A 12878-nucleotide genomic window follows, 5' to 3' on the forward strand; every position below is an offset into this window, starting at 1 on the left:
TTCATTCTCTTTTCTTCGCTTCTACGATCCAAACAAAATCATTCATTTGATGAAAGGACGTGCTAAAACCTTCTTCTTCAAAGATTTGCTTTAGCACATCAATGGATGGATAATATTCCGTTTCTAAATCCTCTGCAAGCTGATCGAATCCTGCGGCTTTCGCTTTGTCAATTTCAGCTTGATGTGCTGCTTGATTTTGAAACATTGTATCAGCAAAGACTATTTTACCATCTGAGTGAAGGATGTTGCTATAGGTGTGAATGGCTTGTTTTTTTTCTTCGTCCGTTAAATGGTGGAAAGCATATGAACTGACAATCGTATTCGGCTCAAATGGCGGCGCGGGAAATGATAAAAAATCCCCATCATGAAACACATCGGGTATTCCCTTTTGAAGAGCCGCTTTCTTCATGGCGTCTGATGGTTCAACGCCAAACACGTTTTTATCAGCTGCGAGCAATGCGGCTGTTAGATTCCCAGTGCCGCTTCCAAACTCAAGAACATATTGACCTGCACGGCGAACAATTTCTTTTAAAATAACCGGATACCGGCGAAACACTTCTTCATACTGCTCATCACGACCACTTACCGTGTCGTCATAAGAGTCAGCCCAATGATCAAATAAAGAAAGAAACTCACGTCCCATTTTCTTTCCCTCCACTTTATCTATTTATTCCTATGCGTATAGTATGTTTTAATCCGTCGAACAGTTCCTATCCTACCACATCTTCTGTTTCTTTCCCACTAAAAAATACTGGGAGGGGTAGAAAAATATTTGCCCTTTTAGAGGAGAGAGATTAAGATGAATGAAGAGTATGGAGGGGTGAATCAAATGGATTTTCAGTTGGATTTTCTAAAGGATAAAATTGAATTCTTTGAAGCATCGTCTTTAAAAGAACTTGAACAAAAGATCCAAAAACAAATTGAACATAATCAGGCAATCCTGCTCACTGTTCATTCTGTTAGTCACCAAACGACTGTGATCGATGACCGGATTTTGTATACAGCGGTTGTTCATTTTAAGGCGAATATCTAAATAAAAAAGATAGCATGGCTGCTATCTTTTTTTCATGTTTATCTTAATTTTTCAACCTTTACAGGTTTCCAGCCTTTTTCATCTACCCATGTAATTTCCACGCGGTAGCGTTCGCCTGTTGATTTGTCACGGATGGTTCCCTTTGCATCTTGAGGGCCTCCGTTATTTCCTAACCAAAGAACCGTCATTTGATCTTCTGAAATTCCCGTCGCATAAGACATGGCTTTGATCATTTCTTTCCAGTCTTTTGAGTTAGAATCATAGGTTGCTGTATGTGAACCGGATTGCTCTGTTCCTACAGGCTCCCAGTCATCGCTTTCATATGTTTTGTCTACGTCACTCGTTTTGCCGCCATCTGTTTCTTTGGCGTCTTTTAACGCATCTTTATTAGGTTCTTTTTCATCATCTGACTTCTTCGTATCGTCGTCTTGATCAGATGAATCCTCTTTTTTTGCATCTGAATCATCGGATGTGTCTTTCTTTTGATCATTCACATCTTCTTCTGATTTTTGTTTATTTTCACTTGTTGCAGGCGCCGTTTTAGATGGTTCTTTCGCTACATCTGTGTCTTTCGGTTTATTAAAAATTAACAAACTCGTTGCGACAACCAAAATAAGCACCACAACGATACCAATTAATATGTTAAGCACCATATTCGCCTTTCTGCGCTTATCACGATGTTCAAATCGAGAATTTCTACTCAAAATCTCTGCACTCCTTTGCCTCTGTTCCCTAAGTCGTTACTATTCTAACATGACATGAAGGGATGTTCTATGTCTGTTTCTTTTCAATTTCGTTGACCTTTTTTACAATATCATAAAACGCATCATTTGTCTTAGCCCGGCCACTTGCCTCATCAAGGTGAACAACGACAAGAGCATATTTTGGTTTTTCCACCGGAAAGTAACCAGCAAACCACTTATGATAAAGCGGATTCCCCTTTTTATCTTTACTGCCGGTTTGGGCAGTGCCTGATTTCCCCGCCACATCCAATGGAAGGTCTTGAAACCTTCTTCCTGTTCCTTTGTCAGACGTCACCACCTGCCTTAAGTACTTTTGAAGCTTTTGAGCTGTATAGCGGTCAATACTGTCTCCTTCCGGTCGTTTGTTTTGAAAGGTTAGCATCGTTGTTCCGTTTTGATACAGCACTTTTTCAGCGATTTTCACTTCTTTTCGTTCTCCGCCTCTCGCAATTGAAGCCATCATATTGGCGATTTGCAAAGGAGTCGTTTTGACATTTTTTTGCCCAATTGCGGTTTGGGCAATGGCTTTTTTGACATGCTTGTCTCTTTTATCTCCCCACACACTGCCAGTTTCTTCACGATCAAACTGTTTGAAATGCTGCTTATGATAGACATCCCCTTCCCATCCAGCTCGATCAATGAGTCCAAGCTTTGAAGCCGTCTTTTCGATGATTTGATCATCTTTTTGTATCAGCTTTCCAGCAAGCGTTGCAAAGGTATAATTACAGCTTTGCGAGAAGCTCTCAGACAAATTCAGCACTTCCTGCTTTCCTTCTGGCTCTCCATATAAATTCTTTCGACAGTCATATGTGGTTTGTGGCTGGTCGAGGTTTTTTTCGATAGCTGCGGCAAGTACAGCGGTTTTAAAGACGGAACCTGGTGCCATGGCTGTCAGCATGTAATTTCTTGCCTCATGCCGGTTTTGGCTCGTGACATTTGGCGTACTTGCCATTGCCAGCACACTGCTATTTTGAATGTCGAGCAGAACGGCCCCGCCTTTTTCGACGCCTTGTTCTTTCAGAACTTTCTCCATTTCAGCTTGCATGTTTTCATCAATTGTTGTTTGAACCTGAAGAGGATAAAATGAATGAGCCTCTGCTGTATATTTGACGTCCATCCCAAACAAAGGGTTTCCTCTTCCGTCCACATGATATAACAATTTTGTGTCTTGCTCAGGTAAAAGAAATTCGTCAAAGGTGCTTTCCAGCCCAAAAGTACCGATTTCTGTACGGATGGAAAGCTCTTTTTTGTCAGGATAACGCTTTCTGAGCAATTCTGGATTTTCACTCGTGAAGCCTAATGTGTGGAGGGCAAGTCTTTTTTTGTCCTTCTCTTTCATATATACGCCATAAACGCCTGAATATTTCATATCATTGATGTCTTTCAGCTTTTTTTTCGTGATGTCATCTTTGAGAATCAGAGGTTTTTTGGTTTCTGTCAGTTGTTTTTTGAGTTCATCTTCTTCCATCTCAAGTATAGAAGCAGTTTGTTTTAAATGAGGAAGATCATATTGCAGGAAAGGAAATAAGATAACTGCGGGCTGTTCTTGTGTAAGAAGTGCCTCGCCGTTTCGATCTAAAAATTCACCGCGGCCATCTGAAATGACCACTTCTTCTGTACGCTGTTTGACACTTTCTTGTATTAAATTGATATCAAGCTTTGAAAAAGATTCTGTGAAAAACAGTTGAATTTCTGCTAGTCTAATTAAAAGACCGAGCAGCAGCATAAAAATAATAGCACCTGTCCATTGAATTCTACGTTTTTTGCGCATAAAAACACCTCGTCTCTATTGTGGACGAGGTGTTTATCGTATAAACGTGATTATGAAATTTTTACAATTTGAACGAACATTTCTCCGCCAGGTGTTTGAACGGTTACTTTGTCGTCTACTTGTTTGCCTAACAGGCTTTTTGCGATTGGTGAATCGTTTGAGATTTTCCCTTCAAACGGATCAGCTTCTGCACTTCCAACGATAGTGTAAGACTCTTCTTCACCGTCTGGTAATTCAACGAATGTGACTGTTTTACCAAGTGAGACAATATTTGAGTTTCCTTCATCTTCGATAATTTTGGCATTGCGAATCATATTATCAAGCGTTGTGATACGACCTTCTACAAACGCTTGCTCTTCTTTAGCAGAATCATATTCCGAGTTTTCAGAGAGGTCTCCAAAGCTTCTAGCAATTTTAATACGCTCTACAACCTCTTTACGTTTAACCGTTTTCAAATGTTCAAGCTCTTCTTCTAATTTACGTTTTCCTTCTTCTGTCATTGGAAATACTTTCTCTTGTGTCATGAATCATTCACTCCTTCTATTAATCCTCATCATACAAACTTTCTGCACGTGAGTGACGACTGAAATATACAAGAATGAGGACATGTTTAGGCCCTCATTCCTTCTGTCCCATATTCGTAAAAGTCCATCTTACATGGCGTCCCTTTTAGATGCAACTATTATGCCTTTTATCAGATAGGACCATCCGCAGCGGTCAAAAGAGATGATCTATCTTATCGCACAAACTGTGGAAAGGCACAGGAAGCTCCTGTACCTCGTTCGGCCATTTCGATCATATGTAGAAGAATAGTTTACCCATTCTCCATCTTCCAATACATAATATGGTCAGTGTACGATATGTCTATGCTATATTATTACAAAATTGCATTTTGATCAAGAATTGTTTGAAAATTTGTGATGATTTGTTTGTCGTTTTTTTAATATACTTTTACAAAATCGAAACAACTTCAATATTCAGCTTGAAAACGGCATTTTTCTACATCTATTTCACATCATTGTTTTCCTATCATACCAAATCTTTCATTCAAAGTGTTACTTCTTAAAATATTTAAGCAGCTTCTACTTATAGAAACAAGTGAAATATTGGTATTTATTCTCTTTATCATGATGTTGAAAAGACCTTTACAATGTAAAGGTCTCAGATTGTTGACAAAGGGCTAAAAATGATACTTTATTTTAGCTCTTTGTCTTCTTTTCAGCGTGATGTCTTTTTCTTCTTCATCGTTTACTCTGCTCGGTTTTGAAGAATCGTTTGAATCTTTGTCACCATTAAATCGATCGCCACATGGTTTTGGCCGCCTTCTGGGATGATGATATCGGCGTATCGCTTTGTCGGTTCAATGAATTGATTATGCATTGGTCTGACAACAGATACATATTGTTCAATCACAGAATCGATTGAACGGCCTCTTTCCTTCGTATCGCGTAAAATGCGGCGAATGATGCGCAGATCTGCATCTGTATCGACATACAGTTTAATATCCATTAAGTCTCTTAGGCGTTCGTCTTCGAGTGCAAAGATGCCTTCAACGATGATGACATCCTTCGGCTCAACATGGACAGTCTCTTCTGAACGTGTGTTTAGCTTGAAATCATATATTGGCTTTTCAATGGATTCGTACCTTAAGAGCTGTTCCAAATGCTCAAACATCAGGTCATTATCAAATGCAAGCGGATGATCATAGTTTGTAAGCAAGCGCTCTTCAAATGGCATATGACTTTGATTTTTGTAATATAAATCTTGCTGAAGCATGAGGATGGAATGTCCTTTAAATTTTTCATAGATCGAATTGGTGACGCTCGTTTTACCTGAACCCGAGCCGCCAGCAATCCCAATGACAACTGGTTTACTCCTCATGTGTCTGTTATTTCCCCTTTCTCATCATGTTGCTAGGGTATACTTTTTGATCGAGCTTGAATTTTACGATTTGCAGCGGATGACGAGCAGCATCTAGTTCATTTCCTTTTTCATCCCAAATCGTCTCAATTTTGCATGTGAAATTCTCAATTTCTGGTCCGAAAAATTCGACTTCGTCGCCAGCTTTAAAGAAGTTGCGCTGCTGCAATGTGACGATTTGTTCTTTTTCATCGTAATGAAGAACGAGACCAGCGAAATCAAATGTTGTTTTCTTTCCATGAATGCCAAACATTTGTTCATCCGTACCTGGTACACCTTCGAAAAAGGCTGGTGCTGTATCGCGGTTTGCGCATTTATCTAATTCATCTAACCATTCCTGCTGAATGACAAAATTGTCCGGGTCAGCACAATAGGCGTCGATGACTTTGCGATACACACTCACGACAGTTGCTACATAATGAATTGATTTCATCCGTCCTTCGATTTTCAAGCTGTCGATTCCCATTTCGATCATTTGAGGAATGGATTCAACAAGCTTTAAGTCTTTTGGACTCATCGCAAATGGTGCGTCTTCCTCTCCAAATAATGGCGCTTCCTCAGAACCTTCTAGTTTATAAAGACCATAATCCCAGCGGCAGGACTGGCAGCAGCCTCCGCGGTTAGAATCTCTTGCCGTCATATGGTTGCTGAGTACGCAGCGGCCAGAGTAAGCAATACACATCGCACCGTGAATGAACGTTTCAATTTCAATATCGACCTTTTCTTTCATTTCTCTAATTTCCAGCGCACTTGTTTCACGCGCAAGCACCACACGCTCAAGCCCTTCTTCCTTCCAAAACTGAACAGCTTTCCAATTCGAAAGAGATTGCTGTGTGCTTAAATGGACTTCAAGCTTCGGTGCGACACGTTTACACGTTTCAATGATCAGCGGGTCAGCCACAATAATGCCCGCTACTCCAGCGCCTTCAATCCCTTGAAGGTATTCCTCCAGCCCGTCCATGTTTTCGTTGTGGGCAAAAATATTCGTTGTCACATAAATTCGTGCACCGTATTTGTTTGCAAATGCGACACCTTCAGCCATTTCTTCAATTGAAAAGTTATCGGCATTTGAGCGAAGCCCAAATTCTTTTCCGCCAATAAAGACCGCGTCTGCTCCGTAATGTACAGCAATTTTCAGCTTTTCCAAGTTTCCTGCTGGTGCAAGCAGTTCTGGTTTTTTTGTAATGACACGTTTCCCATCAATCATTTCAGAAATACCATCTTTCAATAGTGCCATTTCCTATGCCTCCTCTTATATTAATAAACCGTTTCTTTAAAGAAGAATCCTGTATCAATCGAACGATTCACTGGCTGAATCTCTTCAATCCGCTTCACCCAGTCCTCTTTCTGATCTTCATACGCGTCTTTGTCAGTCGCTAATAAATCAATTGCTTTTCTATAAAAAGACGTCACCTCTGTCATATAAGAAAGTGACTTTAAAATTCCGTCAATTTTAAAGGAGTCAATGCCTGCGTCAACAAATTCTTCTAATTCGTCAATCATACACACATCATTTGGACTCATAATGTGTGTGCCGTTTGCATCCTCGAAAATAGGGTATTTGTTTTGACGTTCTTGGTCATGAAGGAATAGTCCTTCCTCCATATTTCTGCCTTCAATGTTCATTTGTTTGCCCTGGTATTCAAAGTAGTTGCCGATGAGCGTACGTTTTGATTGGAACATACATGTCATGCCATGAACTTGAATTTCGATTTCCACCTCGGCATTTTCTTTGATGTCGATTACACTGTCCATGTTCAGTTCTTTTGCAAGAATAGCACGTGTTGCACCTTTTCTGCCCCAGTAGTTACAAGTGTAATAGTTTGTCCCAGTCGTTTCTGTACTCCAGTGGAGATTCAGGCTTACCCCTGTTTCCTTTGCGGCCATGATTACGGCTGGGTCTCCAAAGACGACGCCATCTACGTTTAAGGTATCGAGAAAGGTTAAATAATCTCCAAGCAGCTGCACACGGTCATTATGAAAAATCGCGTTCATCGCCACATACACTTTTTTGTGATGCGCATGTGCAAGCTCAACCGTCTGTTTCACATCTTCTCTTGAAAACTCGCCTGCAAGACGAATACCGTATGTTTGTTCGCCTATTAAGAATGCATCAGCCCCCGCCTCGATTAATGGCAGTACGTCTGACACCTTGCTTGGCGTCACAAGCAATTCTGGTTTTTTCATGATTGGTCACCTCTTTTTGTACTAATGGCGATCCCGTCGCCAACTGGAATAATACACGTTTGGAAATTAGGATTTGACATGAGCCATTGATTGTATCGATCAATTTTTCCAATTAATTGTTTTTTTCGTTTATCTTCAATTTCTTCTTCATAATTCGTTGCCACTAAGCCTTTGAATAATACGTTGTCTGTAATGATCATTCCGTCATGAGCAAGCATCGGTTCAAACAGCTCAAAAAAACGTTTGTACTGCCCTTTTGCGGCATCAATAAAGATCACATCATAGGGCGCCATCGTTTGGACTGTTTTAGCCGATTCCATGGCATCACCAAAGAACACGTGTATTCTTTCTTTTAACTTTAATTCCTCAATGTTCCGTGTCGCTTCTTCATAGCGTTTTGCATTTCGCTCAATCGTGAAAATTTCAGCATCTGGCAGAGCTGTCGCCATTCGAATAGCGGAGTAGCCAATCGCTGTCCCAACCTCAAGAATTTTCTTCGGCTTTTTCATCGACAGCAGCTGCAGTAAAAGCTCGATGCTCACCTTTTCCATAATTGGCACATGATGCTCTTTTGCGTATACCTCTAATTGAGCGATTGCATCAGGACTTGGGTGAATTAAATGTTCAATATAATCATTGATTTGATCATCTTCGATAGTCATTATTTGTCTAGCTCCTTCATGACTTGAAAAAGAAGAGTCCTGCCTGTTGCAGCTCTCTTTCTCGTCAATCTTTCGTTCATCTAAGTAAAAACAACCCGATATATTTTACCACAAAGAAGTGGCAATTGCGAACCTATAAAATGGATATTCCAACGAAAAAAAATGCAGGCAATCTTGTATTGTCTACAGTCTTTTTCGATTCACATGTACATTAATTACTGCCTGTGATGTATTTTGCTTTCGCTTTGTTGTGCTCATTTAACGTTTTCGTAAAGACGACTTCTCCATTTTTCTTCGCAAGGAAGTACACATAATCCGTTTTCTCTGGATGCAGTGCGGCTTTCCAGGAAGATTCACCAGCATTTGCAATAGGTCCAGGCGGTAGCCCCTTGTTGTTATACGTATTATAAGGGGATTTCACCTTAAGGTCTTTGTAATAAACGCGGGATTTATGCTCACCCAGTGCATAGAGAACGGTTGGATCAGTTTGAAGCGGCATGTCCTTTTTCAACCGGTTATAAAATACACTAGAGATTTTTGCTCGATCCGTCTTTTCCGTTGCTTCCATTTCAATCAGTGATGCCATCGTTAACACATCATGTATGGACATGTTTCTCTTTTTCATGTCTTTTTCATACGTTTTCACGTATTGATCTGTTTGTTTAATCATTGTTTCAATGATCGTTTCGAGTGATTCATCCTCACGATAAAATGGATACGTCGCAGGGAATAAATAACCTTCTAACGGATGTTTCACCTGTTTTCCATTTACCTGTGATGTCACCGTTTTCGGATATTTTTTCATTAACGTTTGAATAAAAGCAGGATCATCCAGCTTTGCTTCAACTTCCTTCGCTGAAAAATGCGTCTGGTTTGCAATAACCGCCGCAATATCAGACAGCTGTTTTCCTTCTGGAATCACAAGCTGAAAGGCGTAGTCTGTCCCTCCAGATGTCAGCTTGTGAATCAGCTTGTCTGCGTCCATCGTTTGTTTTAAATGAAAATACCCTGCTTTAAATCCGGAAGCATTTTTGTATTTAGCATAATAAGTAAAAATCGTGTCATTCGAAATGAGCCCATTTTCTTTTAAAATGCCCGCAATCTCACGGACAGATGTCCCATTTGGAATATGAATATTAATCGTTTGTTTGCTTTTTTGATCGACCGGTCCAAGTGCTGATTTAATATATAAAAAGCCTGATAATGCTGCAATGATGATGACAGCAAGAACAGATAACAGGACGATCCCCATTTTTCTTTTGAAAAATGGTCGTTTTTTTTGTTCTGAAAACATGCATGGCCCTCCTCACATCTAGCTTTTATAGTACATGATTCGACGGAGTTCGGCAATTACTTGCTCATGCATTTCATGACAGAACTTGACATAATACGGCTAAACCAACGCCGCCACCGCTTCCAATAGCAGCCATGACATAGCTTCCATTCGGTAAGGCGCGTGCTTCATAAAATAGCCTCACCATCATAGCAGCACCCGATGCGCTGTATGGATGGCCAAGACAAAGCGCTCCGCCTCTTTTATTGATCCGGTCATAAGAAATACCCAGCGTCCGGGCTATAAGCGCTACTTTCAGTGCAAAGGCTTCATTGATTTCAAACAGCGCGACATCCTCTGCCTTAATTTTCTCTTGATCTAGAAGTTTCTTGATCGCATCAATCGGAGCAGCAGCTGGAAAATGTGGATGCATCGCCGTCACAGCACTTCCGGCATATCGCAGCATAGGCTGAAAACCATTTGCCTCCGCTAACGCTCTTTCCATTACAACGACTGCTGCTGCACCGTCTGCTTCTTTGCAGCTATTGGCGGCAGTCACAGTTCCTTTTCCCGGTAAAAATACAGGCTTTGCCCGCTGGATCAGCTTCGCCACCGGTCTCATTTTAGCGGCCGCTTCATCTATGCTCAGTCCGCCAATCGAAACGATTTCCTCTGAATATGTACCACGTTTGATTGCGTCTATACTTCTTTCCCAGCTTAATTGCGCATAGTCATCTTGTTCTTTTCTTGTAACAGAAAATCTCGAGGCGGTCAGCTCTGCTGCTTCGCCCATAGCCGGATCTCCTATCCATTCAGGTGAAAAGCGGGCTTTTTCTTTCATTGGTGATCTGGAAATGCTCTCAGTCCCGCCAGCGATATACATTGAGCCCTCCCCTGATTGAACCATGACGCAAGCTGTTCGGATTGCTTCAATACCAGAGGCACACTGCCTATCAATCGTCATACCAGGAACGTGCAAAGAAAGTCCTGCTTCTAATGAGGACAGACGGGCCATATTCCCGCCGCCTCCTACAACATTGCCTAATATGACGTCGTCCGGCGTCACTCCTTGAGACAAATGCTGAATAAGGGGCGCGGCTAATTGCTCTGGACGATAATCCTTCAGCATCCCGTTTTTATCACCGAAGGGTGTCCGTTTTGCTTGTACGATTACGGCTTGCATGACAACTGCTCCTCGGCCCACTTTTTCATGCTGGCACGTGCTATTTTCCCGCCGGATGTTTCCATCATTTGATCAATGACAAGCCATTTTTTAGGCATCTTATAGGCAGCCAATTTTTCTTTGACAGCTTGCCGAATCGTCTTTTTCTGCTGTCCTTGTTCAATAATGGCAACAGGAATTTCACCCCAATATGGGTCAGGAACGCCAACCACAATCGACCGCTTCACCTCGGGCTGTTCATTTAGCACGCGCTCAATTTCCTCTGGAAAAATATTCAGCCCCCCATAGACGATCATGCCATTCTCACGGCCGCTCATATACAAATAGCCGTCTTCATCCATCCAGCCCATATCATAAACTGTCAGCCACTCCTCAGGTGGTTTCACCTCATGTAAGTAGCCCGAAAAAGACATTGGGCTCTTCACATAAATTCTTCCTGTCTCATTTGGCTGGCAGACAGTTTGATCGGCCCGCCTCACTTCGACTTGAATGGAATTAAAGGGTCGTCCGACAGAAGAAGGTTTCTGCAAAAAGTCATTTGATGATAAGTAGGAAACAAAGCTTAACTCTGATGTGCCGTAAAAATCAAAAAAAGTGACATGCGGATAGTTGGTGACAAGTTGTTTTTTCGATGAGATGCCCCAATCTGCTCCGGATGATATGACAAGAAGCGAGTTGTCACCCTTAAAAGCATCGATTTCCAGCAACGATTCTGTCATTGTCGGGACAGTATACATCACAGTGATGTCTCCTGTCTCTAAAGCTTTCTTCGCTTTCACTGGCGTAAATTTTTCTAAAAGTTTCACTGTGCCGCCAAAGTATAGGGTACTGATGGCACCATATAAAAAGTGGGGGGATAAGAGAGTGCCTGCTATAAGAACATGATCTTGATGAGTGATTCCAAATATATCGGCTGTCGTTCGAAAGCTATCGATCCATGACTGCTGACGCCTGATAAAGGCTTTAGGTGAACCCGTTGATCCTGACGTAAATCCCATATAAAAGACAGGGTCGTTCTCGCTGTCGCTTTTGTTATATGGACCGTGTGTGATCAGGCTCATTCTTTCGATCCACTCAGATAAAGAAAGAACCGGCATGTCTACGCTGTGTTTTTCAAATCTTTTCATATATCGATCCTCTATAATGACAAGAGCTGCCTCACTTAACAAGAGCTTTTCTACACATTCTTCATGGCCCCATCTCAGATCAAGCGGGATAGCTGTCCACCCGGCACAGGCAGCGCCAGCAAATATTTGTAGAAAAGAAGCACCATTTGATAATAAAAAAGCGACTCTTTTTTGCTCATGAGCCGTTCGTTGCAGCCATTGTGCCGATGTCTGGACACGTTCATACCAATCTTGATAAGTGATCCTTTCTTTTCCATCAATGATGGCGATATGATCTGGGTTCATTTCTGCATGTAATGCATAGCTTTCCGTTATTCTGTTCAAACTGCACGCCTCCCTTTATGCTCATCCCTTTTTCGATATGACATGGCCTCAATGATTTTCATCGTGAGAACGGCACACATGCCCGCTTTGATAAGATCGCCTGGAATATAAATCAGACTAAGAAGAGCTGCCTGAGTGACCTTTATATCCATCATCATCGCTTGAAAAGGAATGCCGGATAGATACAAAATCCCAATACTGCATACCGCAAAGATCATAAAAAGACGCAGAGCGGTCACTCTTTTCAGACGGTTTATCCACAAACTAATCATGAGGGTAGCCACTGGATAAGCAAGTAAAAATCCACCGCTTGGTCCAAAAAAGACCCCAATTCCGCCTCTCCCACCAGACAAAAGAGGTGCGCCTGCTGCCACAACCAAGAGAAACAGAAGTAAACTGATCAGTGCCTGCTTTGGCTTTAACAGCCCCCCAGCAAGCAAAAGACCTGCCGTTTGCAATGTGATGGGTACAGGTGTAAACGTAAGTAATATCGGTGGGATCAACCCTAACATCCCGATAACCGCTGTCATTAACGCCATTTGCATCATATCTTGAATTTTCAACATTCATGCCCCTCACTCAATTCGTTATTAAAATTAGAGTAAAAGGTACAGTTTATTATGTCAACATAAAATAAAATAAAGTTAACATATTG

Annotated in this window: 13 protein-coding genes; 1 reads left to right on the plus strand and 12 read right to left on the minus strand. The window is 41.5% G+C overall.

The annotated features are described in order from the left end of the window. Position 1 precedes the first annotated feature (1 nt). Positions 2-643 (minus strand): class I SAM-dependent DNA methyltransferase, encoded by a 642-nt coding sequence (locus tag C6W21_RS08010; RefSeq protein ID WP_106056104.1) that lies wholly within the window; start codon positions 641-643, stop codon positions 2-4. Positions 644-829: 186 nt separating this feature from the next. Here C6W21_RS08010 and C6W21_RS08015 point away from each other — a divergent pair, with 186 nt between their 5' ends. Continuing rightward, a complete protein-coding gene (locus C6W21_RS08015) occupies positions 830-1033 on the plus strand; it encodes a YrzA family protein (protein ID WP_034620637.1) in 204 nt (67 codons plus the stop codon). Between the two features lie 38 nt (positions 1034-1071). Here C6W21_RS08015 and C6W21_RS08020 read toward each other — a convergent pair whose 3' ends face one another. From C6W21_RS08020 to C6W21_RS08070, 11 genes are all read right to left on the minus strand, one after another. Further along, entirely contained in the window at positions 1072-1737 is a 666-nt protein-coding gene (locus C6W21_RS08020; protein ID WP_106056106.1) for a YrrS family protein, read from the minus strand. 67 nt (positions 1738-1804) lie between these two features. Next, positions 1805-3547, minus strand: a complete 1743-nt coding sequence (locus tag C6W21_RS08025) for a peptidoglycan D,D-transpeptidase FtsI family protein (RefSeq protein ID WP_106049923.1) — start codon at positions 3545-3547, stop codon at positions 1805-1807. Positions 3548-3597: 50 nt separating this feature from the next. Then, a complete protein-coding gene (gene greA / locus C6W21_RS08030; protein WP_106049924.1) occupies positions 3598-4071 on the minus strand; it encodes a transcription elongation factor GreA in 474 nt (157 codons plus the stop codon). Positions 4072-4795: 724 nt separating this feature from the next. Continuing rightward, positions 4796-5428 (minus strand): uridine kinase, encoded by a 633-nt coding sequence (udk, locus tag C6W21_RS08035; protein ID WP_024423106.1) that lies wholly within the window; start codon positions 5426-5428, stop codon positions 4796-4798. 7 nt (positions 5429-5435) lie between these two features. Then, a complete protein-coding gene (locus tag C6W21_RS08040; RefSeq protein ID WP_106049925.1) occupies positions 5436-6704 on the minus strand; it encodes a peptidase U32 family protein in 1269 nt (422 codons plus the stop codon). Positions 6705-6724: 20 nt separating this feature from the next. Further along, the gene (locus tag C6W21_RS08045) at positions 6725-7654 is read right to left on the minus strand and encodes a peptidase U32 family protein (RefSeq protein ID WP_106049926.1); all 930 of its coding nucleotides are present in this window, start codon (positions 7652-7654) and stop codon (positions 6725-6727) included. Continuing rightward, on the minus strand, positions 7651-8316 hold the full coding sequence (locus tag C6W21_RS08050; protein WP_106049927.1) for an O-methyltransferase: 666 nt from the start codon (positions 8314-8316) through the stop codon (positions 7651-7653). The genes C6W21_RS08045 and C6W21_RS08050 overlap by 4 nt, the downstream gene beginning before the upstream one ends. A 211-nt stretch (positions 8317-8527) precedes the next feature. After that, on the minus strand, positions 8528-9610 hold the full coding sequence (gene mltG, locus C6W21_RS08055) for an endolytic transglycosylase MltG (protein ID WP_106049928.1): 1083 nt from the start codon (positions 9608-9610) through the stop codon (positions 8528-8530). A gap of 73 nt (positions 9611-9683) precedes the next feature. Beyond that, positions 9684-10772 (minus strand): acetyl-CoA C-acyltransferase, encoded by a 1089-nt coding sequence (locus C6W21_RS08060; protein ID WP_106049929.1) that lies wholly within the window; start codon positions 10770-10772, stop codon positions 9684-9686. Beyond that, the gene (locus tag C6W21_RS08065) at positions 10760-12223 is read right to left on the minus strand and encodes an acyl-CoA synthetase (protein ID WP_106049930.1); all 1464 of its coding nucleotides are present in this window, start codon (positions 12221-12223) and stop codon (positions 10760-10762) included. Before C6W21_RS08065 ends, C6W21_RS08060 begins: the two co-directional genes overlap by 13 nt. Next, on the minus strand, positions 12220-12789 hold the full coding sequence (locus C6W21_RS08070) for a biotin transporter BioY (RefSeq protein ID WP_223249540.1): 570 nt from the start codon (positions 12787-12789) through the stop codon (positions 12220-12222). Before C6W21_RS08070 ends, C6W21_RS08065 begins: the two co-directional genes overlap by 4 nt. Between the last annotated feature and the right edge of the window lie 89 nt (positions 12790-12878).

It is taken from the genome of Bacillus sp. NMCN1, assembly GCF_002998085.1.
Lineage (GTDB): Bacteria > Bacillota > Bacilli > Bacillales > Bacillaceae > Bacillus.

Coding starts and splice junctions, on each gene's coding strand:
- C6W21_RS08050 (WP_106049927.1), bottom strand. CDS start 8,316: ATGACTATCGAAGATGATCAAATCAATGATTATATTGAACATTTAATT.
- udk (WP_024423106.1), bottom strand. CDS start 5,428: ATGAGGAGTAAACCAGTTGTCATTGGGATTGCTGGCGGCTCGGGTTCA.
- mltG (WP_106049928.1), bottom strand. CDS start 9,610: ATGTTTTCAGAACAAAAAAAACGACCATTTTTCAAAAGAAAAATGGGG.
- C6W21_RS08015 (WP_034620637.1), top strand. CDS start 830: ATGGATTTTCAGTTGGATTTTCTAAAGGATAAAATTGAATTCTTTGAA.
- C6W21_RS08060 (WP_106049929.1), bottom strand. CDS start 10,772: ATGCAAGCCGTAATCGTACAAGCAAAACGGACACCCTTCGGTGATAAA.
- C6W21_RS08010 (WP_106056104.1), bottom strand. CDS start 643: ATGGGACGTGAGTTTCTTTCTTTATTTGATCATTGGGCTGACTCTTAT.
- C6W21_RS08040 (WP_106049925.1), bottom strand. CDS start 6,704: ATGGCACTATTGAAAGATGGTATTTCTGAAATGATTGATGGGAAACGT.
- greA (WP_106049924.1), bottom strand. CDS start 4,071: ATGACACAAGAGAAAGTATTTCCAATGACAGAAGAAGGAAAACGTAAA.
- C6W21_RS08045 (WP_106049926.1), bottom strand. CDS start 7,654: ATGAAAAAACCAGAATTGCTTGTGACGCCAAGCAAGGTGTCAGACGTA.
- C6W21_RS08070 (WP_223249540.1), bottom strand. CDS start 12,789: ATGTTGAAAATTCAAGATATGATGCAAATGGCGTTAATGACAGCGGTT.
- C6W21_RS08025 (WP_106049923.1), bottom strand. CDS start 3,547: ATGCGCAAAAAACGTAGAATTCAATGGACAGGTGCTATTATTTTTATG.